Below are 22,615 nucleotides of genomic sequence, written 5' to 3'. Positions count from 1 at the left end.
ATTACCCACCCGAAAATCGATAGAAACTCAAAATTCAAGCAAATCACCACAATCCAATCCAAGCCTTTCGGCTGGGGCTTAAACCCGCGCCAACACCGGCCCCAACGCCACCCCTGTGTGGGTGCCTAGACGCACCAAGGCCTCGGGTGTCATGGCCGCCACGATGCGACCGCCCGCGTTGCCGCCTTCTGGCCCCAGGTCGATCACCCAGTCGGCTTCGGCGATCACATCGAGGTCGTGTTCGATCACGATCACACTGTGGCCCGCGTTGACCAGTCGGTGCAGCACGCTGATGAGCTTGTCCACATCGGCCATGTGCAGGCCCACCGTCGGCTCGTCCAACACATACAGGGTGTGAGGCGCTTTGTTGCCGCGCTTGCCCACTTCGTCACGCACCTTGGTGAGTTCGGTCACCAGCTTGATGCGCTGGGCTTCGCCACCGCTGAGCGTGGGTGAGGGCTGGCCCAACGTGAGGTAGCCCAGCCCCACATCTTTGAGCAGTTGCAGCGGGTGGGCGATGCTGGGCATACTGGCGAAAAAGTCCACCGCTTCGTCCACCTCCATCTGCAGCACATCGCCAATGCTCTTGCCGCGCCACGTCACCGCCAGCGTTTCAGGGTTGAAGCGAGCGCCTCGGCAGGTTTCACACGGCACTTTCACGTCGGGCAGGAAGCTCATCTCGATGGTGCGCATGCCCTGGCCTTCGCAGCTGGGACAGCGGCCTTCGCCGGTGTTGAAACTGAAGCGCCCGGCGGCATAGCCACGGGCTTTGGCCTCCAGCGTTTCGGCAAAAAGTTTGCGAATGGTGTCCCAAAAACCGATGTAAGTGGCAGGGCACGAACGTGGTGTTTTGCCGATGGGCGTTTGGTCCACTTCGAGCACGCGGTCGATGGTTTCAAAGCCTTGCACATCGCTGCACGCGGTCAAGGCCACACGCTGACCCGCGTCTTGTGCGGTGCGGCCAGCCAAGGTGGAGCGCTGACTGACCAGCGCCTGCACGTTGGCCAGCAGCACATCGCGGGCCAGGGTGGATTTGCCAGAGCCGCTGACGCCGGTGACGGCGACCAAGCGTTTGAGTGGGACTTGCACATCGACTTGGCGCAGGTTGTGCAGGTTGGCCCCTGTGAGCGTGAGCCAAGTCAAATCGCCAGCAGGGCTGGCTCCTACGGGGGCCGAGGTATTTGTAGGTGCTAGCCCTGCAAGCGATGCTCTGCCCACCGAAACAGCTCGGCGAGCCTGCATCGGATGCTTCATCGCGTGCAACAAATAGCGGCCGGTTTGAGAGTCGACAGAAGCCGTGATGTCGGCCACCGAGCCTTGCGCCACCAAACGGCCACCGCGTTTGCCCGCACTCGGGCCAATGTCGATGATGTGGTCAGCACGGCGAATCGTGTCTTCGTCGTGTTCCACCACCACCAGCGTGTTGCCTTTCTCGCCCAGCTTATGCAGGGCATTGAGCAAGATCTGGTTGTCACGGGCGTGCAAACCAATGGTCGGCTCGTCGAGCACGTAGCAAACGCCCTGCAAGTTGCTGCCGAGTTGCGCGGCCAAACGGATGCGCTGCGCCTCGCCACCCGAGAGCGTGGGTGCACCCCGATCCAGCGTGAGGTAACCCAGGCCCACTTCTTCGAGGAATTCGAGGCGACTCTTGATCTCGGGCACCAAGTCGCGGGCGATGTCAGCGTCGCGGCCGTTGAGCTGCAGCTTGTCCACCCAATGCCGCACGTCGGTCACCGACAAACTGGCGATGTCGGTGATGCGCCAGCCCTGACCCGGGGCCGAGCCCAAGCGCACGGCACGCGCCGTGGCGTTCAGGCGGGTGCCTTCGCAGCTGGGGCAGGCCACGTTGGCCAAGTCTTCGACCTCGGGTTCGGCAAAGGTTTGTTCGCGGCCTTTTTGTTTGTCGTCTTGCACCGAGTCGTCAAACACCGAGCGCTCGTCTTTGCTGAGCTTGACACCCGTGCCAACGCAGTCGGAGCACCAACCGTGTTTGCTGTTGTACGAGAACAAACGCGGGTCGAGTTCGGCATACGAGGTGTCACAGGCCGGGCAAGCCCGCAGTGTCGAAAAGACGCGATGCTGCCCAATGCGGGCGGTGGACTCGCCGCTGAACATGGCTTCGCGCAAGCCGTCCAAATCGCTCAGCACATGCACCACGCCTTTGCCGTGTTCCAGTGTTTTGCTCAGGGCTTGGCGCAGGGCGGTTTCGTTGGACGGCAGCACATCGAGGCTGGCCACGGGCAGTTCAATGTTGTGCTCTTTGAAGCGGTCGATGCGCGGAAAACCTTGTGTGGGCAAAAAGTCGCCATCCACACGCAAATGGGTGTAACCCCGCGGCCGGGCCCAGTCGGCCAGTTCGGTGTAAACGCCTTTGCGGTTGTTGACCAGCGGGGCCAACAAACCGATGTGCTGCCCACGGAACTGCGTCATCAGCTGCGCGACGATGCTGTCGGGCGTTTGCGGTTGTACGGGCGTGTTGTCGTGCACGCAATGCTGAATGCCCAACTTGACGTACAAGAGGCGCAAGAAATGCCAAACCTCGGTGGTGGTGCCCACGGTCGATTTGCGGCCACCGCGCGACAAGCGCTGCTCAATCGCCACGGTGGGCGGAATACCGTACACCGCATCCACCTCGGGGCGGCCTGCGGGCTGCACGATGCTGCGGGCATAGGCGTTCAAGCTTTCCAAATAGCGGCGCTGGCCTTCGTTGAACAGGATGTCAAACGCCAACGTGGATTTGCCGGAACCGCTGACGCCCGTGACCACGTTGAAGCTGCCGCGCGGAATGTCCACACTCAGGTTTTTGAGGTTGTGCTCTTTGGCGTTGACGATCTGGATGTTGTTGTTCAACACAGGTTTACGACGAGCGGCAGGAGCCATTGAGCTTGCAGCAGCGCCGCCTCGAACGCTAGCCAGCGAGGCTGCGGTGTCAGAGGGTGACGATTTTGGCGTACCCCCGCCGTATGAGGAACCCGCTGACACCGCAGCCTCGCCCCCACCAAGGTACACATCCGAACTCGACCTCTCGGCCACACCATAAACCTCGCCCATAGAAGCCGCGTACTCGCGCAGCGCCAAACCCGTGTGCGAGGTGGCGTGTTGGCGCACATCGTCCGGCGTGCCCTCGGCCACGATCAGACCCCCGGCATAACCGCCTTCAGGCCCCAAGTCGATCAGCCAATCGCTGGCGCGAATCACGTCCAGGTTGTGCTCGATGACGATCAAAGAATGCCCCGCTTCGAGCAGCTTGCGCAAGGCCCGCATGAGCTTGGCAATGTCGTCAAAGTGCAAGCCCGTGGTCGGCTCGTCAAACAAAAACAGCGTGCCTTTGCGGGCCAGACTCTGGCGGCTCTTGGACGCGCTCTTGGCGGCCTCGGCCAAAAAGCCTGCGAGCTTGAGGCGCTGTGCCTCACCGCCCGACAAGGTGGGCACGGGCTGGCCCAGCTTCACGTATTCCAGACCCACATCGACGATGGGCTGCAGGGCGCGGATCACGTCGCGGTCTTGCGCGAACAAAGCGGCCGCTTCGCTCACCGTCAAGTCCAGCACATCGGCCACATTCAGGTGGCGCGGCTGCGTCTGGCCCAGGGCTTGGCGCTCGACGGTGATCTCCAAAATTTCGGGGCGGTAACGCTTGCCGTCGCAATCGGGGCAGCGCAAATACACATCGCTCAAGAATTGCATCTCAACGTGTTCAAAGCCCGAGCCACCGCAGGTGGGGCAGCGGCCATCGCCACCGTTGAAGCTGAACTTGCTGGCGGTGTAGCCGCGCTGGCGCGACAAAGGGGCCGTGGCAAATATCTCGCGGATCGCGTCCCATGCGCCCACATAGCTCACCGGGTTGGATCGGGCGGTTTTGCCGATGGGCGACTGGTCCACAAACACCACATCGCTCAGGTGGTCGGCGCCCAGCAATCGATCGTGTGCGCCGGGGGTTTCGGTGGCTTTGCCAAAGTGGCGCATCAGCGCCGGGGCCAGCACGTCCTGGATCAAACTCGATTTGCCCGAGCCGCTGACACCCGTGATGGTGACCAGGCGCTGCAGCGGAAAGTCCACACTGATGTTTTGCAGGTTGTGCTCGCGTGCGCCTTCCAAAATCAAACGTGGCGTGCTGTCGCTCACCATGCGCTTGAAGCCCAGGCCCACTTGTTTGCGCCCGCCCAGATACGCGCCCGTGAGCGTGTTGGCCTTGCGCAAGTCGGCAGTGGTGCCGTCGAACACAATTTGCCCGCCGCGCTCGCCGGGGCCGGGGCCCATGTCGATCATGCGGTCAGCGGCCAGCATCACGGCCGGGTCGTGCTCCACCACCACCAGGGTGTTGCCCGCGTCGCGCAGGCGGTGCATGGCCAAGGTGATGCGGTGCATGTCGCGTGGGTGCAGGCCGATGCTGGGCTCGTCCAGCACGAACAAGGTGTTGACGAGGCTGGTGCCCAAGGCGGTGGTGAGGTTGATCCGCTGCACTTCGCCGCCGCTCAATGTGCGACTTTGGCGGTCGAGGGTGAGGTAACCAATGCCCACGTCGCACAGGTACTTGAGGCGGGTGGTGATTTCTTCGAGCAGCAGTTGCAGGGCTTTTTGTTCGGCGCTTAGGCCTTGGTTTGTTGCCTTCGTGGTTTCTGCTGAGGTTCGGTCTGCGTCAGAGCGGGGGGCGGACTCCTCATGAGGCGGGGGTACGCCAAAATCGTTGCCCGCCCCCCGCTCTGACGCAGACCTTGTGGTGGATCGATCGTCCTGTGCCTTCTCTGTCGCTGTCGCTGCCCGTGCCTGTGCTGCTGCTTGTGCACTTCCCATTACGGCTTCGGCCGGGGATGGGCTGGGCGACGATTTTGGCGTACCCCCGCCGTATGAGGAGCCCAGCCCATCCCCGGCCGAAGCCTCCCCTGAAGCCACAGACGCCAAACCAGAAGTCGACAACCGGTCAAAAAACAAACGCAACCGATCGAGCGGCATGATCATCATGTCGTGCAAGCTCAACCCCGGCAGCGCCTCCAACTGCGCCCGCGACCACTTCACACCTGCTGGCATGAAACGCTTCTCCACTGGCAAGACGCCATCGGCATCGGAATGGCTGCCAATGCGCCAAAGCAAACTCTCGGTCTTCAAACGCGCCCCTTGGCACGTCGGGCACTCGGTGTAACTGCGGTACTTGGACAGGAGCACACGGATGTGCATCTTATAGGCCTTGCTCTCCAGGTACTCAAAAAAGCGCTTCACGCCATACCACTGGTGGTTCCAGCGGCCCTTCCACTCGGGCGAGCCGTTGATCACCCAATCTTGCTGCGCCTGCGTCAGCTTGTCCCAGGCCGTGTCGCGCGGAATGCCTGCGGCCTCGGCGTGGCGCATCAGGTCGTCCTGGTTTTCTTGCCAGGCGGGGGTTTGCAGCGTCTTGATGGCCCCAGCCCGCAGCGTGAGCTTGGGGTTGGGAATGACCAGGCCGTAGTCGACACCGATGACTCGGCCAAAGCCCCGGCAGGTCTCGCACGCGCCCACGGCCGAGTTGAACGAAAACATCGACGGAATCGGATCGGTGTAGCGCTGGTCGCTGTCCGGGCAATGCAGGCCAGTCGAAAAGCGCCAGATGTCGAAGGCGGGCACAGAAGAAGAATTGGGATCTGCCCCCGATGTCTCCACATACACATTCAGACGGCCGCCGCGTTTGAGGGCCACTTCGATGGCCTCGACCACGCGGGCTTTCTCCGCGGTGCCGATGCGAAAGCGGTCGGCGATCACGTCCAGCACTTTGCGCGGGCCGGTGGGTGTAGCCACTTCGCGCTCGGCCTGCACTTTGGTGAAGCCGCTGGCAGAGAGCCACTGCTCGACCTGCGCAGCACTGGTGTTCGCGGGCAGCTCGACCGGAAAAGTCAGGTACAGGCGCGGATCACCCGCTTGCGCGGCACGCTGGGCCAGTTCGGCATAAATCGTGTCGGGGTTGTCGTGGCGCACCGGCTGCGCGGTGTCTTTGTCAAACAGCTGGCCCAGACGCGCAAACAAGAGCTTGAGGTGGTCGTTCAGCTCGGTCATGGTGCCCACGGTGGAGCGCGAGCTGCGCACCGGGTTGGTCTGGTCAATCGCAATCGCGGGAGGCACGCCTTCGACCTTGTCCACGGCTGGTTTGTCCATGCGGTCCAGAAACTGTCGGGCGTAGGCGCTGAAGGTCTCTACATAGCGGCGCTGGCCTTCGGCGTACAGCGTGTCGAACACCAAACTCGACTTGCCCGAGCCGCTGGGGCCGGTGACCACCGTCAACTCGCCCGTGCGGATGTCCAGATCGAGGTTTTTGAGGTTGTGCTGACGGGCACCACGGATGCGGATGAGACCTTGGGACATAGACGGGCTTTATGGGGTGAAGGCCAAACATTCTAGGTCGCAGGCCACGACATTTCTGGCGACCAAAAGAAAAGCCACGCACAGGCGTGGCTTTGGTTTGAGGGGCTTGACCGGGGTCAAGCGCTCAGAGGCCGATTACTTGGCAGCGCTGGCGTCAGAAGCCGGGGCGGCAGCTGGTGCTGCAGGTGCAGACGCGTCTGCTTTGGCGGGCTCCACATGCACAGCGTCAGCGCCATGCTTTTCGCCGCTCATGTCCAAGCTGTCACCGCCTTTGCTGATGACATACAAAGCCAGTGCAGCAAAGATCACGAATCCAACAACGAGTTTCCACATCATTCATCTCCAAAATAAAGAAGGCCCTCCACAGAGGGAAGGCCTTGAATTTAGCACCCGAGTCACCCCGGGTTGCTTACAAAAACAGATCAGTCGTCTGCGTAGATGTCGTTGTCTTTGGTTTCTTTGACGAACAAGCCACCAATCACGACGGTGACACCGGCGATGATGATCGGGTACCACAAGCCGTTGTACATGTTGCCGGTCTGGGCCACGATCGCGAAGGCGGTGGTGGGCATCAAACCACCGAACCAGCCGTTACCAATGTGGTAGGGCAAGGACATCGATGTGTAACGGATGCGGGTGGGGAACATCTCCACCAGCATGGCGGCGATCGGGCCGTACACCATGGTCACCAACAACACCAAGTAGGTGAGGATGATGATGACGGTGACTTTGTCGAACTTGGCCATATCGGCTTTGGCTGGGTAACCAGCGGCCTTCAAGGCGGCGCTCAGGTTAGAACCCAACAAAGTGGCACCAGCGGTCTTCTCGTTGCTCAGGTCTTTGACAGACTTGGTTGCAGCTTCGATGGCCTTGGCGTCTTTGGGTTCTGCAGCGTTCAGAGCAGCCAGCTTTTCCTCGGCCTTGGCCTTGGCAGCAGCGATGTCTTCAGCAGAGTACTTGACGTTCACGACGGTCTCGCCGACCTTGATCACTGCAGGTGTGCCCGCAGGCGCTGCAACGTTTTCGTAGGACACCGAAGCACCAGCCAAACGTTGTTTAGCGATGTCGCAAGAAGAAGTGAATTTCTTGGTGCCTGTGGGGTTGAACTGGAACGAGCACTCGGCTGGATCGGCAGTCACCGTCACCTGAGCCGACTGCTGGGCAGCGTACAGGTCTGGGTTGGCCGCTTTGGTCAAAGCTTTGAACACAGGGAAGTAAGTGACAACAGCCAACAAGCAACCGGCCAAGATCAGTGGTTTACGACCGATTTTGTCCGAGAGCGTGCCGAAGATCACGAAGAACGGTGTGCCGATGATCAAAGAGATCGCGACCATGATGTTGGCGGTGGCGCCGTCCACTTTCAACGCTTGTGTCAAGAAGAACAAAGCGTAAAACTGACCGGAGTACCAAACCACGGCCTGACCCATGACCAAGCCGAACAAGGCCAAGAGCACGATCTTCAGGTTTTTCCACTGGCCGAAAGACTCGGACAGCGGCGCTTTGGAGGTCTTGCCTTCGGCTTTCATTTTCACGAAAGCAGGCGATTCGTTCATGCTCAAACGGATGTACACCGAGATGATCAGCATGATCACCGAGACCAGGAACGGAACGCGCCAGCCCCAGTCAGCGAAAGCTTCTTCGCCGATGATGGTACGAGTACCCAAGATCACCATCAGTGACAGGAACAAGCCCAAAGTCGCTGTGGTCTGGATCCAGGCGGTGTAAGCACCACGCTGGCCCGCTGGAGCGTGCTCGGCCACATAAGTGGCTGCACCACCGTACTCACCACCCAAAGCCAGACCTTGCAGCAAGCGCAGGCAGATCAGGATGACGGGAGCGGCCACGCCAATGCTGGCGTAGTTGGGCAAAACGCCCACGATGAAAGTCGACACACCCATGATCAGGATGGTGACCAAGAACGTGTACTTGCGGCCGATCATGTCGCCCAAGCGGCCGAAGAAGATCGCGCCGAAAGGACGCACGATGAAACCAGCAGCAAACGCCAGCAAAGCGAAGATGAAAGCAGAGCCTTCATCCAAGCCGCTGAAGAACTGCTTGGCAATGATCGCGGCCAACGAGCCGTACAGGTAAAAGTCATACCATTCAAAAACGGTACCCAGAGAAGAGGCAAAAATCACCTTCTTCTCTTCCGCCGTCATCGGGCGGTTTGCTTCAGTAGTCGCCATAAAGCTGTCTCCAAAAAAGAGTCTCCGACAGGGAAACTTGGCGCGATTCTTAGGGCTTGCACTTGCCCCTGTCTGACGGGCAACCAACATGGGCTTACATAATTGGTGGTAACCCTTGGTATTTTTTTCACATCGCAGGAAAGCCTCGTTTTCCAAGGGTATTTACCCGGTCTTGTTCCGTGAAGAAATGTCAGATGGATGGCCGAATTCGCACGCCATGGACCTTGAACAGGCCTATGGGGCCCCGTCCCTTTGGTTGCGGCCCCCCCTTATTTGATCCATTACAGTCGAGCGCACAGACAGATTCGCACCGACATCTGCAGACCACATGAACAAAACCATGAACGACAACACCTTTGACTACATCATCGTTGGCGGCGGCACAGCAGGATGCCTGCTGGCCAACCGCCTTAGTGCCGATGCCAGCAAGCGGGTGCTGTTGATCGAGGCGGGTAAAAAAGACGATTACCACTGGATCCACATTCCCGTGGGCTACCTGTATTGCATTGGCAATCCACGCACCGATTGGATGTACCAAACGGAAGCCACCGATGGCCTGAACGGGCGCAGCCTGCGTTACCCCCGTGGCAAGGTCCTGGGTGGCTGCTCCAGCATCAACGGCATGATTTACATGCGTGGCCAGTCGCGTGACTACGACCAATGGGCGCAGATCACAGGCCACGATGCGTGGCGCTGGGAGCAGACACTGCCCTACTTCAAACTGCATGAAGACCACTACAACGGCGCCAACGAATTTCACGGAGCCAAAGGGGCCAAATCTGAACTGCTCGCCCCCAACGATTTACCCAAGGGCAGTTACCTGCACACCTTGCGTGGACGCAACACGGGTGGCGAATGGCGCATCGAAAAGCAGCGCCTGCGTTGGGACGTGTTGGACGCGTTTTCACAAGCCGCCCAGCAAGCGGGCATTCCCGCCACCGACGACTTCAACCGGGGCAACAACGAGGGCGTGTCTTACTTCGATGTGAACCAGCGCAGCGGTTGGCGCTGGAACACGGCCAAAGCTTTTTTGCGCCCCACCTGCTATTCACGTCCCAACTTTGAGTTGTGGAACAAAGCCCAGGTGAGCCAGCTCTTGATTGAGACCCAGCCCAATGGCGAAAAGCGGTGCACAGGTGCTCAAGTCTGGACAGGGCTGGAGATGGTCGAAGTCAAGGCCACACAAGAAGTCATTTTGAGCGCGGGCAGCATCGGTTCTGCGCAAATTTTGCAGCTCTCGGGCATCGGGCCTGCAGCGCTGTTGCAAGGTGTGGGTGTTGAAGTGAAACACGATCTGCCCGGCGTTGGGGCCAACTTGCAAGACCATTTGCAAATCCGCTCTGTCTACAAAGTCAAAGGGGCCAAAACTCTGAACACCTTGGCCAACAGCTTGTGGGGCAAGGCCATGATCGGCATGGAATACGCCATGAAACGCACAGGCCCCATGAGCATGGCACCGAGTCAGCTGGGCGCATTCACCAAGAGCGACCCGTCGCAGCCTCACGCCAACATCCAGTACCACGTTCAGCCATTGAGTCTGGATGCATTTGGCGAGCCGCTGCACAGCTTCCCGGCCATCACGGCCAGTGTGTGCAACCTCAACCCGACGAGTCGGGGCACGGTGAACATCACCAGTCCCCGTTTTGAGGACGCGCCCGCGATTGCGCCCAACTACTTGGCCACCGCCGAAGACCGCAAAGTGGCCGCCGACAGTTTGCGCGTGACCCGCCGCATCATGTCGCAAGACGCCATGAAGCCTTTCCAGCCCGAAGAATTCAAACCCGGCGTGCAGTACCAAACCGATGAAGAGCTGGCCAAACTGGCGGGGGACATCGCCAGCACCATCTTCCACCCCGTGGGCACCACCCGCATGGGGCGCGAGGACGACCCCATGGCGGTGGTCAATGGCCGCTTGCAGGTCCGCGGCATCACGGGTTTGCGTGTGGTGGATGCCGGGGTCATGCCCACCATCACCAGCGGCAACACCAACAGCCCCACACTCATGATTGCCGAGAAAGCGGCCCAGTGGATTGGTGAAGCTTTCGTCAGAAACTGACAGGGCCAGACACCATGGCTTTCATCCACAAAAAACGCATTTTGACTTCGGTGCTTTTGCTGGCGTGGCTGTTGATCAGCTTTGGCCCCAGCTTTTTTGCGCGAGAGCTCTCTGTGCTGGTTTGGGGCTGGCCTTTGTATTTTTGGATGGCAGCGCAAGGCTCCATCCTGCTGTTCATCGGCATCGTGGTCGTTTACGCCTGGCTGATGAACCGCTGGGAAGCGCAAGAGACCGCTGCAGGCAGAGACATTCCCAAAGGCTGGTGACCCCCCCTGTGCCCACCCAAACTGGGCGCCCCCACCCCAGCACAACTGCGCAGCTGCGTGTGCCGAACTTCTGCGCTTTGGACGCAGCGGGTGAGGGAAAACATCCCCCAAAAGGCCCCTTTTTTATTGGTGTTTTCCCTTGAATTTTGACCGCACAAATTCAAACCAAACCCCGAAAAATGTAAGGCAGACGTCAGGTAGTTCTCACTCTCCGAATGAAGCCTTGCAAATGCTCGGCTAAGAATTGAATTTACCTATTTTTTTAAGGATTTAAAGCCAATTAGGTGGACAAGATGTCGATTCATAGAATCCGAAAAATTATTTTGACCTCCATCAAAAAGTCCTATGTTGCTTGCCATTGTCATTGCCAAAAGTCTGATTGAACTCTCCCTCATGTTCATTGTTGGACGCTTCTTGTTGGGATTGCTGGCGGGCTCCAACCGTGACAACAATGTTTTTTGGCAATTGCTGGATGTGGCCTCCAAGCCCGCTTTGTGGCTCACCCGCAAGATCAGCCCGAAACTGATCCTGGACCAACACATTCCGCTGGCCACCAGCAGCTGGCTTTTAATTGCCTGGGTCGTGGTGGTGCAATTGAAAATTGAACTGTGCCTCGAGATGGGGATCGCGGCATGTCAGTGAAAACCCACCTTTCTGCCCCCCACCTGAACACCTCCAACCGAGGTCGGTGCTTTTGGCTGCGTCTGCAAGCCAAGGTGCTTTTGGTTTTGGGTTTGCGCAACCAAGCCCATGCTGTCTTTCATGAAATCCTCCAAATCAACCCGGAAGATGTGTTGGCCTTGAACAGCGTGGGCTTCAAGGAGTTGAACGACAAACGCTGGGTTCAGGCCTTGGGGTTTTTTGAACGCGCCTTGGCGCTCACACCGACCAACGCCAATGCCCACTTCAACGTGGGCTTCGTGCGCGAAGAATTGGGCCTAAGTCAGGACGCCGAACAAGCCTTCAGGGCCGCCATTCAGATCGACGAAAAAATGGACCGCGCCTGGTACGGACTGGGTTTGGTCTTGGTGCGCCAGCGGCGGTTCGAAGAGTCTTTGCTCGCCTTCAAGCGCAACACCGAATTGCAGTCCATGAGTCCCTACGCCTGGTACCAAATGGCCCGGGTGCACATGGAGATGCATGCGCCCGATAAAGCCTTGGAGGTGATGCGCCACCTCAAAGGTTTCGAGCCCAAGGTGGCCGCCCAACTGGAGCGGGAAACAGGTCTCTCATTGGACAGACCTGTGTGATCACAACACCCACAGAGGGTGATGGACAAATTCAAGTGTGACAGTCGGTAGTTTGATTTTTTTAACAAGAAGGAGATGACGATGCAGCTCACTGCGCGGCACCAGGAATACTGGGGCAAAAACTTAAGGATCACGGGGCTGTTGCTGGCCCTGTGGTTCTTTGTCACGTTCGTGCTTTTGTACTTTTCACGTGATTTGACGTTCAGCTTTTTTGGCTGGCCGTTCTCGTTTTGGGTCGCTGCCCAAGGCGCTCTGATCGTGTATTGCCTGATCATTTGGTACTACGCACGCTATATGAACAACCTGGACAAGGAATATGGCGTGGCAGAAGGAGAAGAAGCATGAGCGTTTTCGGCGGCGAAGGCCAAACCCAAAGCCAGTTTCAGAAATCTCTGAACAAAGTTTTCTTGTTTTACGGCGGTGGCTTCGCGGCCTTCGTCATCTTGCTCGCCATCCTTGAACAGATGGGGATGCCCAAAGAGTACATCGGCTACGCCTTCTTGGCGGCCACCGTGCTCTTGTACGGCGGCATTGGTGTGATGAGTCGCACCAACGATGCGGCCGAATACTATGTGGCCGGTCGCCGCGTGCCCGCTGTATATAACGGCATGGCCACAGGCTCTGACTGGATGTCAGCGGCTTCCTTCATCGGTATGGCCGGCACACTCTACCTGACAGGTTACGGCGGTTTGGCCTTCATCTTGGGCTGGACCGGCGGCTACTGCTTGGTGGCCTTGTTCTTGGCACCTTACCTGCGTAAGTTTGGCCAGTTCACCATCCCTGACTTCTTGGGCGCACGCTACGGCGGCAACATGGCTCGCCTGATTGGCGTGTTTGCGGCCATCTTGGTGTCCTTCGTTTACGTGGTGGCGCAGATCTTCGGCGTGGGCTTGATCACCGCCCGCTTGACCGGTCTGTCCTTCGACGTGGGCGTGTATGTCGGCTTGGCCGGTATCTTGGTGTGCTCGTTCTTGGGCGGTATGCGCGCAGTGACCTGGACCCAGGTGGCGCAGTACCTGATCCTGATCGTGGCCTACATGATCCCCGTGGTTTGGTTGTCGGTGAAACACACCAGCAATCCAGTGCCACAGGTGGCTTATGGCTACTTGCTGGAAAAAGTGACGGCCAAAGAAGAGCAACTGCTGAAAGACCCCAAAGAACTGGAAGTTCGCGGTATCTTCAAAGCACGCGCCGATGCAGCCGCTGAAAAGCTGAAAGATGTGCCCGCAGCCATGGCCGCTGACAAAGAAGCTGCCACCAAAAAGCTGGAAGAGCTGAAGGCCGCCAACGCGCCAGCCGCCGACATCAAGGCCGCTGAAGCCGCTCTTGCCGCTTTGCCAAAGGATGAAGCGGCTGCCAAGGCGGCTTACACCGCCGCCCGCACCACCAACACGACCCGTGCAGCCCCACCCCTGCGCCATGCTGAGCCCTTCCCCGGCAAAGATGACGCGGCACGCGATGTGGCCCGCAAGAACTTCTTGGCCCTGGTCTTCTGCTTGATGATCGGTACGGCGGCTTTGCCCCACATCCTGATGCGCTTTTACACCGTGCCTTCGGTGCGTGAGGCGCGTGAGTCGGTGGCTTGGTCGCTGTTCTTCATCTCATTGTTGTACTTCACAGCGCCTGCTTTGGCGGTGTTGGTCAAGTTCGACATCTACACCCTCTTGGTCGGCACACCGTTTGACCAGTTGCCGGGATGGATTGCCCGCTGGAACGTGGTCGACCCCACGCTGATGGCGGTGTCGGACATCAACAAAGATGGCATCTTGCAGTTGGCAGAGATCCGCTTGGGCGGTGACATTGTGGTCTTGGCCACACCTGAAATCGGCGGCTTGCCCTTCGTGATTTCGGGTCTGGTGGCTGCTGGTGGTTTGGCCGCGGCCTTGTCCACAGCCGATGGCTTGTTGCTGACGGTTGCCAATGCCTTGTCACACGACGTGTACTACAAAATCGTTGACCCCAACGCATCGGCCAACCGCCGTGTCGCGATTTCCAAAGTCATTTTGGTGTTCGTGGCTCTGGCTGCGGCTTATGTGGCATCGCTGCGCATGGCGGACATTTTGTTCCTGGTGTCTGCAGCCTTCTCGTTTGCAGCCGCGGCCTTCTTCCCTGCGTTGACCTTGGGCATCTTCTGGAAGCGTGCCAACAAGTGGGGCGCCTCCCTGGGGATGGTGTCGGGCTTGGCCATTTCGTTCTACTACATGGTCAAAACCCATCCTTGGATGTACGGCTTGTTCCATGAGGGTTCGCTGACCCCTGAAATCCTGAAGGCCAACACCTGGTGGGACATCGCCCCCATCTCGGCTGGTATCTTTGGTGTGCCCGTCGGCTTTGCGGTGATCATCATCGTGTCGCTGCTGACCAAAGCACCAGACCAGGAAGTTCAGGACATGGTCGAAAACGTCCGTTTCCCCAGCTTTGACGGCACCACCTCACAAGGCTCTGCCGCTCACTAAAAGGCCCAAGTTGGCAAGCCCTGTCTTGCCAACTTAAACCCTTTCAACAAAAAACCCGATCGCGTCATGCGATCGGGTTTTTTCTTTGGCGCGATGTCATCAGATCATGTGCGCTTGACACCCACCCCACACAAAGCCGGGGCCTGCCAGTCAGGGCCCTCAAACCAAACATCGCCCTGCAAATAGGCCCTCAGCATGGGCAGCGCATCTTGCCCCCAAAACACACGGCCATCAACCACCCAGCTGGGCACACCAAACACCCCCTGCTCAATCGCCTCTTGGGCGTGCATTTGCAAAGCTTGTTTGACTTGGGCGCTGCTGGGGTCAAGGGCTGGGGCCAGCTCCGCCGTCAAAGCCGCCAGGCGCTCGGGGTCGGCCGCGTCCTGCCCGTGGCACCAGACATGGCGGAAAATTTTCTCGCACACATAGCGGCTGGGCGTGCCGTCGACGTCACACGCCGTGGCCAAACGCAACAAGCCCAGCGGGTTGAAGGGGTGCATGGCCGGTAACTGCAAAGGCGTGCCCTGCTGACGGGCCAGCCACAGCACCTGCCGGTAGGTCCAGTCGCGCTTGCTGGGAATTTCTGCCGGACCCAATTGCCCGTGATGCTTGAGCATGGCCGCAAACAGCACCGGCTTGTGCACCACACGGTGGCTGATGCCTTCCAAGGCCCGGGGCAAGGCATCAAAACCGAGCCATGCGTAAGGTGAAATGAAATCGATATAAAAATGAATGGTTTTCATCGGTGCTCAGCTGTGTGTGGTGTCTCGCTCAACGCTTTGTATTGGGTCCAAGTCTATAGGGTCAACACCAACTTGCGCTGGCGGTCTTGTCCGTAGAATGAATTGCACGAGCAAGTGACCACCACGCCCACACCGGGCCAGAGTCACCGACCGCACTTCAAGGAGACGCCATGTACAAGCACATCATCCTGGCCTATGACGGTTCGAACAGTGGGCAAAAGGCCATGCTGGAGCTCAAGGAGCTGGCGCATTGGGGCCAGCCCCGCCTGACCTTGGTGGCGGTGGCCCCCAACCCCTTGGATGTCGGCTCGATGGAAATGGGCTACTACACATCGGCCGACAACGGGCCTGTAGAAGAAACCCTGAGAGAACAACTGGCTCAAGGTGTGCAAACCCTGCAAACCATGGGTTACACGGTGCAAGGCGAAGTACTCAAAGGTGAGGTCATTCGGGAGTTGTCGGACTTTGCCGAACGCGCAGGTGCGGACCTGATCGTGGTCGGACACAAACACGAACCCAACCTGCTGCGCCGCTGGTGGAGCGGCTCCACCGCCAAATCGCTGGTGGAAGAGTCGCCCTGCAATGTGCTGATTGTGGTGGACCGCAGCGCTGTCGCTGCCACTTAGGCGCCGCCTAAGCCCGTCAGGCGCTGCTGAATACGTTGCCAAACCTGGCGCTTGGCTTCGTCGGGCATGCGGCTCCAGGCACCAATCTCTTGGAGGCTGCGCCAGCAACCCACACACACCTCGGCCTGCGGGTCCATCACACAGACCGAGATACAGGGTGATGGCACATTTGGCACGGCCTCGGCCAGCACTTGCGCCGCACGTTGGGCCAATATTTTGGTGTGCACACTCATGGGGCATCCTGAGCCAGAGCCCTGCACGCATCGGCTGTCTGCACTTGGGCACCGGGGCTGGCCTGCACCACATCGACCGAGCGTGCCCCGGTCAAATCGGGCAGGTCTTGAGGGCGCAAGCGAAAAACGCCATGGGGATGACCGGCAGCGGCCCAGATCTCGTCAAAACGCCACAAATCCTGGTCCAGCAAAGTCACTGGCGGGTGCAGGTGCGCCACGGGAGACACACCGCCAATGGCGAAGCCGGTCTGCGCCTTCACAAAATCCGCATCGGCGCGGCCAATTTTGCCTACCAGGGCCGACACCTTTTTTTCGTCCACACGGCGGTCGCCCGAGGCCACCACCAGCACGGCAACACCATCTTCTTTGCGCTTGAAAATCACGCTCTTGGCGATCTGACCCAGCTCCACACCCAAGGCATCGGCGGCCTCTTGCGCGGTGCGAGCCGCGCCATCGAGCATGACCGGAACATGGGGGTGATCCGCGTCTTGCAAGGCCCGAGCCACGCGTTGCACGCCCTCGGGCAGCGAATGCAGTTCAGCACCACACATGGTTCAACCCGCCCGCTTGTTGAGGATGGCCCGGGCCACGTTCGAGTTGGGTTGACGGCCCAGAAAGTCGCTGATGAAGGCCCCCGCATCCACCAGCTTGTCCAAGTCAATGCCCGTGGCAATGCCCATGCCGTGCAGCATATAGACCACGTCTTCGGTGGCCACGTTGCCCGTGGCGCCCTTGGCATAAGGGCAGCCGCCCAGGCCCGCCACGGACGACTGGAAATTCCACACCCCCATTTGCAGCGCCGCCAGCGTGTTGGCCAGCGCCTGTCCGTAGGTGTCGTGAAAGTGCCCGCAGATGTGGTCGATGTCGAAATGCTGCAGCGTGGCTTCAATGGCCTTTTGCACCTTGAGCGGTGTGCCGGTGCCGATGGTGTCGGCCACGTCCACGCGCTGCACACCGATCTGTTTCATCAAACCCGCCAAGTGGGCCACACTGGTCGGTGAGACTTCGCCCTCATAGGGGCAGCCCACGGTGCAGCTCATGGCGCCGCGCACCGCAATGCCCGCGGCCAAGGCGGCTTGCACCACAGGTGCAAACCGCTCCATGCTTTCTACGATCGAGCAGTTGATGTTCTTTTGGCTGAAGGCCTGGCTGGCGGCACCAAAGACCACAATCTCATCGGGCTTCGAAGCCACCGCCGCTTGGTAACCCACCATGTTGGGTGTGAGCACCGAATAACGCACGCCCGCTTGGCGCGTGATGCCCGCCATCACAACCGCGTTGTCGGCCATCTGCGGCACCCACTTCGGGGACACAAAACTGGTGACCTCGATCTCGGTCAGACCCGCAGCCTGCAGGCGGTGCACCAGCTCGATTTTGACCGCTGCGGGCACCGGCTGTTTTTCGTTTTGCAGGCCATCACGGGGGCCGACGTCGATGAGTTGAACTTTGGAAGGCATGGACATGGAAGACGCTTTCGGTTCAGTAGCCGCGCTGGTGGTCGACCACACCATTGATCGCTTCGCCGCGCTGCAGGGCCTGCATTTTGCCCACGATTTGCGCGATGCTTTCTTCGCGCAGGGTGCGGGCCGAGGTATGGGGCGTCACGGTGATTTTCGGGTGTTGCCAGAACGGGTGCCCAACAGGCAGCGGCTCGGTTCGGAACACGTCAAGTGTCGCACCCGCGAGGTGCCCCTGGTCAATGAGGGCGATCAGGTCATCTTCGACCAAGTGTTTGCCACGGGCCACGTTGATGACGTAACCGCCTTTTTGCAGTTGCGAGAGCGTGTCTTGGTTCAGGATGTTTTCGGTCTCGGTCGTGAGCGGCATCAGATTCACCAGCACACGCGTGGCCTGCAGGAATTCGGGCAGGCTCTGCGCCCCGCTGAAGCAGCGGATGCCGGGCAGGTCTTTGGGGCTGCGGCTGTAGCCGTTGACCGGAAATTCAAACACCTGCAGCGCTTTGGCCACACGCTCGCCCAACACACCCAAGCCCATCACGCCGACTGCAAAGTCGGCGCGGCTGCGGGGCTTGCGGTACGACCATTTACCCAATTGGGTGTCGGTGTCGTAGCCGTCGAACTCACGGAAATGCCGGATCACCGCATGGCACACGTATTCGGCCATCTGTACCGACATGCCCGCGTCGTCCAGACGCACCACCTTCAGCGCTGGCGGCAGTTTCAGCTGGAGCAAGGCATCCACACCCGCACCAATGTTGAACAGGGTTTGCAGACCGGCTTGCTCGTCGATGAATTGCTGGGGCGGCGCCCAGACGATGGCGTGGTCTGCAGCAGGTGCGCCGGGTGACCAGGCAGTCACCGAGGCCTCTGGGAAGGCTTGTTGCAGGCCCTGCACCCAAGGCGCAGGGTCGAGCTTGTCAAAGCAGATGGTGATGTTCATGGGCCGATTTTGTCAGCCCAGCTTGAGCAGCTCTGCCCCGTCGGCGACTTGGTCGCCCGGGGCATAGAGCAATTCGACCACGGTGCCGTCTTTGGGTGCGCTGATGGTGTGCTCCATTTTCATGGCTTCCATCACGGCCAGAGGCTGACCCGCTTTGACCTTGTCGCCCACCTTAACCGCAAACGACACCACCTTGCCGGGCATGGGGGCTGTGAGGCGGCCGCCTTCTTGCGCGGATTCGCCCGCGTGGGCCAGCGGGTCCAGCACGGTGATGCGGGTCGCGCCCTGGGGCATGAAGAGGTGCGCGATTTCGCCTTGCCAGTCGAGCTGGGTGAAGCATCGTGGGGCGCTGCCCCACTGCACCCACAGGCCTGCGCCATGGGCGGTAAATGTCAAGACGCCAGCGCTGGCGTCATCGCCTTCCAGCGACAGGCTCACAGCGCCGTCGTGCAAATAGTTCAGACGGGCCGAGCGCGGCTGGTCTTGCCAGACAAACTCAAATCGGCGCTGCGCCAGCCCGTGCGACTGCCAGCCATCGCGGCGGCTGAAGGGGTCTGCGCCCTGCAGGGCTTTTTCGGCGTGCAGGGTGTGGGCCACCACGGCGGCCACGGCTGCGGCTAAGCCCACGGTTTCTTGTTTGAACAGCACAGCGGCTTCGCGCTGGATGAGTGCGGTGTCGAGCTTGGCGGTGGCAAACGCCTCGCTGCGCACCACATGCCGCAAGAACTGCACGTTGGTGTTCAGGCCCACGATGTGGGTTTGTGCCAAAGCCGTGTCCAAACGCGCCAGAGCTTGCTCGCGGGTGTCGCCATGCACGATCAGCTTGGCCACCATCGAATCGTAAAACGGGCTGATGGTGTCGCCCTCGCGCACGCCGTCGTCGATGCGCACCATGCTTCTTTCAAAGCTGCTGGCTTGCGGCTTGCGGTACACCTGCAAGGTGCCGGTGGCGGGCAAGAAGTTGTTGTCGGGATTCTCGGCGCAAATGCGCGCCTCAATCGCATGACCCTGGATGCGCAGCTGGTCCTGACGCAAAGGCAGCGGCTCGCCGCTGGCCACGCGCAACTGCCACTCGACCAAATCCAGGCCGGTGATGGCCTCGGTCACCGGGTGCTCCACCTGCAGGCGGGTATTCATTTCCATGAAGAAGAACTTCATGGATTCGGGCTGGTCGTAGGCGGTTTGCTCGACGATGAATTCCACCGTACCCGCGCCCACATAGTTCACCGCTTTGGCAGCCGCCACAGCGGCCGCGCCCATTTGTGCACGCAGGGCTTCGGTCATGCCGGGGGCTGGGGCTTCTTCGAGAACCTTTTGGTGGCGGCGCTGCACCGAGCAGTCCCGCTCAAACAGGTACACACAGTTGCCTTGGGTGTCGCCAAAGACCTGGATTTCGATGTGGCGTGGGCGCTGCACATACTTTTCGATCAGCACCGCATCGCTGCCAAAGCTGTTGATGGCTTCACGCTGGCAACTGGCAAGGGCTGCGGCAAAGTCTTCCGATTTTTCGACCACCCGCATGCCTTTGCCGCCACCGCCTGCGCTGGCTTTGATGAGGGCCGGATAACCGATGCGATCGGCTTCGCGTTGCAGCAGCGCTGGGTCTTGGTCAGCGCCGTGGTAACCGGGCACCAGCGGCACACCGGCGGCTTCCATCAAACGCTTGGACTCGGCCTTGAGGCCCATCGCCAAGATCGCCGAAGCGGGCGGGCCGATGAACACCAAACCAGCGGCAGCGCAGGCCTTGGCAAAGTCTTCGTTCTCGCTCAAAAAGCCATAACCGGGGTGCACGGCCTCAGCACCCTTGTCTTTGGCGGCTTGCAAAATGCGCTCCCAGCGCAGGTAGCTGTCTTTGGGCGCTGAGCCGCCCACATGCACGGCCTCATCACACGCTTGCACATGCTTGGCTCCGGCGTCGGCGTCCGAATACACGGCCACAGTCTGGATGCCCATGCGGCGCGCAGTAGCGGCCACTCGGCAGGCGATTTCGCCACGGTTGGCGATCAGGATTTTTTTGAACATGTTTTTTTCCTCAAACCAACCAGTTGGGTTTTCGTTTTTGCAAAAAGGACTGCACGCCCTCTTTGCCTTCGCTGCTGGCGCGGATGTCGGCAATGCCCGCCACCGTTTGCGCCACCAGCGCATCGTTGATCTCGCGTTCGGCTACGTCTTGCACCAGCTTTTTGCAAGCGCGCACGGCATTGGGGCTGGCGCTCACCAGCGCTTGGGTCAGCTCGGCCACTTTGGCGTCCAGCGCATCGGCTGTCACCACCTCGTGCACCAAGCCGATACAGTGCGCCTCGGCCGCGCCAAAGCGCTCGGCCGTCAAAAAGTAGCGGTGCGCCGCACGCGCGCCCATGGCACGGATCACATAGGGGCTGATGGTGGCGGGGATCAGGCCGAGCTTGACCTCGCTCAGGCAATAGTTCGCTGTGTTCACACTCACCGCCATGTCGCAGGCCGCCACCAGACCCATGCCGCCGGCGTACACATCGCCTTGAACGCGGGCGATGGTGGGCTGGGGGCATTCATAAATCGCACGCAGCATGGCGGCCAGCTCGCCCGCGTCGGCCAGGTTTTCGTCCCGGGTGTAGTCGGCCATGCGGCGCATCCAGTTCAGGTCTGCCCCTGCGCAAAAAGCAGGCCCTTCGGCGGCCAGCACCACACAGCGCACGGCGCTGTCTTGGGCCACTGCCAGGAAAGCGTTTTTCAGCTCGGCAATGACTTCGTCGTTGAAGGCGTTGCGCACATCGGGGCGCGACAGCGTGATCGTGTGCACGCCGCCTTGGGTCGAGATTTTCAGTGCTGTTGTCATGCTTTGGGCGCCTGTTCTGCCAAAAGGAAATACACCATGTCCAGCTCGGGGCAAGGCTGGCCCATGGCCGTCAGTGCAGCGGTAATCTGGCCACGGTGGTGGGTGGCGTGGTTGAACACGTGCGCCAAGGTGGGTGTAAACGGCAAGGACAGGGGATCGCCCTTGCTGGTCCGGTAGTCCAGCTGGCCGTCAAAACGCTCGGCACTCCAGCTCGCGATCAGGGGCGTCCAGTTGGCAGACCCACCTTTGAGAGCCTGCGCCAAGCGTTCGCGGTGGGGTTCAACCTCGGTGTCCAGCGCCAGAACGGGAGATGTGCCTTTGGCAAAACGCGGATACCACAGCAGGTGTTCGGCCACAAGCATGTGGTTCAGCGTGCCGTGGATGCTTTTGAAGAAGAGGCCCACGTCGCGCCGATACTCTGCATCGGACACACGCGAGACCGCTTCAAGCAAGCGGTGTGTGGCCCAGACGTGATAACGGGCTTGACCGCTGAAATGGGCATGCCAAGTCGATGAAGTGTTCATTGTGGCCATGTCTCCAGCCCTCCCAAAGTTTTGAGCGATTCAAAATCGGCGTCACGGTGCAGCAGCGCGTGGCCGTGCGTCATGCAGTAGCTGGCCAGTAGCACGTCGATGGGGCTGCGTACGGTGCGGCCCTGGCTGCGCAATTGCCTATAACGCTCCGCCGCCTTCAACACAGGCGCTATGCCCCCGATTTCCACCTGCGGCAATGCGCTCATGAGGTTTTGGGCATCGCGCATCAAGGCCCCTTCGCGAAACCCACGCATGACCTCGAACAGCACCAGATCGGCCATGCCGACCTCCACACTGGAATCACCCAGGCAACGGACCAAGGTATGGCTTTGCGCACTTCGCCCATCACGGAAGAAGTCGATCCAGACGCTCGAATCCACCAAGATCATGGTGCCTTGCTCCGTTTTGCAGCGGCCTGTTTTTTAGCTTTTGCCGAGCGTTCGGTCTTGTCTGCAGGCTTGGGTTTCACCTTGTACGCGCCCTGGGGTTCTTGGACGGCCATGGCCGAGGCCTCTGGCGTGCGCGCCTGTGCCCAAGCGACGTCTGAGTCATCCCATTGCAACTTGCCACGCAAAGCCAACAAACCGTTGTAGATCTGCCGGCGACGAACCAGGCGCAAGCCCTCTTCAACCGCTTCCTTTTTGGTCTTGAAGCCGCCCGCAGCCATGGCTGCAGCCATCAAGTCGTCGTCAATTTCAATGTTTGTTCGCATGATCCCAGCCCA

General features: G+C 60.0%; 20 protein-coding genes. 7 read left to right on the top strand and 13 right to left on the bottom strand.

Annotation, left to right across the window (positions count from 1 at the left end; translation table 11 throughout):
* Positions 1-78 precede the first annotated feature (78 nt).
* The 3 genes from L63ED372_RS15910 to L63ED372_RS15900 all read right to left on the bottom strand — a co-directional run bounded on the left by L63ED372_RS15910 (position 79) and on the right by L63ED372_RS15900 (position 8,513).
* A complete protein-coding gene (locus L63ED372_RS15910) occupies positions 79-6,327 on the bottom strand; it encodes an excinuclease ABC subunit UvrA (protein ID WP_062407377.1) in 6,249 nt (2,082 codons plus the stop codon).
* 135 nt (positions 6,328-6,462) lie between these two features.
* Complete coding sequence (locus tag L63ED372_RS15905) at positions 6,463-6,660, bottom strand: hypothetical protein (RefSeq protein ID WP_062408274.1); 198 nt, start codon at positions 6,658-6,660, stop codon at positions 6,463-6,465.
* 89 nt (positions 6,661-6,749) lie between these two features.
* Complete coding sequence (locus tag L63ED372_RS15900) at positions 6,750-8,513, bottom strand: MFS transporter (protein WP_062407375.1); 1,764 nt, start codon at positions 8,511-8,513, stop codon at positions 6,750-6,752.
* 340 nt (positions 8,514-8,853) lie between these two features.
* Between L63ED372_RS15900 and L63ED372_RS15895 the strand changes: the two genes are divergently transcribed.
* The 6 genes from L63ED372_RS15895 (at position 8,854) to L63ED372_RS15870 (ending at position 14,541) form a co-directional block, all read left to right on the top strand.
* Complete coding sequence (locus tag L63ED372_RS15895) at positions 8,854-10,569, top strand: GMC family oxidoreductase (protein ID WP_062408272.1); 1,716 nt, start codon at positions 8,854-8,856, stop codon at positions 10,567-10,569.
* Positions 10,570-10,583: 14 nt separating this feature from the next.
* Entirely contained in the window at positions 10,584-10,835 is a 252-nt protein-coding gene (locus tag L63ED372_RS15890) for a DUF4212 domain-containing protein (RefSeq protein ID WP_062407373.1), read from the top strand.
* Between the two features lie 393 nt (positions 10,836-11,228).
* Complete coding sequence (locus tag L63ED372_RS15885) at positions 11,229-11,477, top strand: hypothetical protein (protein ID WP_231624511.1); 249 nt, start codon at positions 11,229-11,231, stop codon at positions 11,475-11,477.
* A complete protein-coding gene (locus tag L63ED372_RS15880; protein ID WP_062407369.1) occupies positions 11,468-12,085 on the top strand; it encodes a tetratricopeptide repeat protein in 618 nt (205 codons plus the stop codon). The genes L63ED372_RS15885 and L63ED372_RS15880 overlap by 10 nt, the downstream gene beginning before the upstream one ends.
* A gap of 81 nt (positions 12,086-12,166) precedes the next feature.
* Positions 12,167-12,430, top strand: coding sequence for a DUF4212 domain-containing protein (locus L63ED372_RS15875; protein ID WP_062408270.1), 264 nt, complete (start codon positions 12,167-12,169; stop codon positions 12,428-12,430).
* Complete coding sequence (locus L63ED372_RS15870; protein ID WP_062407367.1) at positions 12,427-14,541, top strand: sodium:solute symporter family protein; 2,115 nt, start codon at positions 12,427-12,429, stop codon at positions 14,539-14,541. The genes L63ED372_RS15875 and L63ED372_RS15870 overlap by 4 nt, the downstream gene beginning before the upstream one ends.
* Positions 14,542-14,645: 104 nt before the next feature.
* Here the strand turns inward: L63ED372_RS15870 and L63ED372_RS15865 are convergent, their stop codons facing one another.
* Positions 14,646-15,284: a 2-hydroxychromene-2-carboxylate isomerase gene (locus L63ED372_RS15865; RefSeq protein ID WP_062407364.1), complete on the bottom strand. Its 639-nt coding sequence runs from the start codon at positions 15,282-15,284 to the stop codon at positions 14,646-14,648.
* Positions 15,285-15,454: 170 nt separating this feature from the next.
* Here L63ED372_RS15865 and L63ED372_RS15860 point away from each other — a divergent pair, with 170 nt between their 5' ends.
* The gene (locus L63ED372_RS15860) at positions 15,455-15,910 is read left to right on the top strand and encodes a universal stress protein (protein WP_062407362.1); all 456 of its coding nucleotides are present in this window, start codon (positions 15,455-15,457) and stop codon (positions 15,908-15,910) included.
* Here the strand turns inward: L63ED372_RS15860 and L63ED372_RS15855 are convergent.
* From L63ED372_RS15855 to L63ED372_RS15815, 9 genes are read right to left on the bottom strand one after another with little or no spacing between them, the layout of a single operon-like run.
* The gene (locus L63ED372_RS15855; RefSeq protein WP_062407360.1) at positions 15,907-16,143 is read right to left on the bottom strand and encodes a DUF1289 domain-containing protein; all 237 of its coding nucleotides are present in this window, start codon (positions 16,141-16,143) and stop codon (positions 15,907-15,909) included. The genes L63ED372_RS15860 and L63ED372_RS15855 overlap by 4 nt on opposite strands.
* The gene (locus L63ED372_RS15850; protein ID WP_062407358.1) at positions 16,140-16,694 is read right to left on the bottom strand and encodes a YbaK/EbsC family protein; all 555 of its coding nucleotides are present in this window, start codon (positions 16,692-16,694) and stop codon (positions 16,140-16,142) included. Before L63ED372_RS15850 ends, L63ED372_RS15855 begins: the two co-directional genes overlap by 4 nt.
* 3 nt (positions 16,695-16,697) lie before the next feature.
* Positions 16,698-17,606 carry a hydroxymethylglutaryl-CoA lyase gene (locus L63ED372_RS15845; protein ID WP_062407355.1) on the bottom strand — a complete coding sequence of 303 codons (909 nt, stop codon included), beginning with the start codon at positions 17,604-17,606 and terminating at the stop codon, positions 16,698-16,700.
* A gap of 16 nt (positions 17,607-17,622) precedes the next feature.
* Complete coding sequence (locus L63ED372_RS15840) at positions 17,623-18,543, bottom strand: 2-hydroxyacid dehydrogenase (protein ID WP_062407353.1); 921 nt, start codon at positions 18,541-18,543, stop codon at positions 17,623-17,625.
* A gap of 12 nt (positions 18,544-18,555) precedes the next feature.
* Entirely contained in the window at positions 18,556-20,565 is a 2,010-nt protein-coding gene (locus L63ED372_RS15835) for an acetyl/propionyl/methylcrotonyl-CoA carboxylase subunit alpha (protein WP_062407350.1), read from the bottom strand.
* Positions 20,566-20,575: 10 nt separating this feature from the next.
* Positions 20,576-21,358, bottom strand: a complete 783-nt coding sequence (locus tag L63ED372_RS15830; protein ID WP_062407349.1) for an enoyl-CoA hydratase/isomerase family protein — start codon at positions 21,356-21,358, stop codon at positions 20,576-20,578.
* Positions 21,355-21,891 (bottom strand): DinB family protein, encoded by a 537-nt coding sequence (locus tag L63ED372_RS15825; RefSeq protein WP_156343653.1) that lies wholly within the window; start codon positions 21,889-21,891, stop codon positions 21,355-21,357. The genes L63ED372_RS15830 and L63ED372_RS15825 overlap by 4 nt, the downstream gene beginning before the upstream one ends.
* Positions 21,879-22,280 carry a type II toxin-antitoxin system VapC family toxin gene (vapC, locus tag L63ED372_RS15820; RefSeq protein ID WP_062407346.1) on the bottom strand — a complete coding sequence of 134 codons (402 nt, stop codon included), beginning with the start codon at positions 22,278-22,280 and terminating at the stop codon, positions 21,879-21,881. Before vapC ends, L63ED372_RS15825 begins: the two co-directional genes overlap by 13 nt.
* Positions 22,277-22,603 carry a type II toxin-antitoxin system VapB family antitoxin gene (locus L63ED372_RS15815; RefSeq protein WP_062407344.1) on the bottom strand — a complete coding sequence of 109 codons (327 nt, stop codon included), beginning with the start codon at positions 22,601-22,603 and terminating at the stop codon, positions 22,277-22,279. Before L63ED372_RS15815 ends, vapC begins: the two co-directional genes overlap by 4 nt.
* Positions 22,604-22,615 lie beyond the last annotated feature (12 nt).

It is taken from the genome of Limnohabitans sp. 63ED37-2 (assembly GCF_001412535.1).
Classification (GTDB): Bacteria; Pseudomonadota; Gammaproteobacteria; order Burkholderiales; family Burkholderiaceae_C; genus Limnohabitans_A.
Note: the sequence above shows the minus strand (reverse complement) of the source record. Positions and strands in the feature narration are given on the sequence as shown.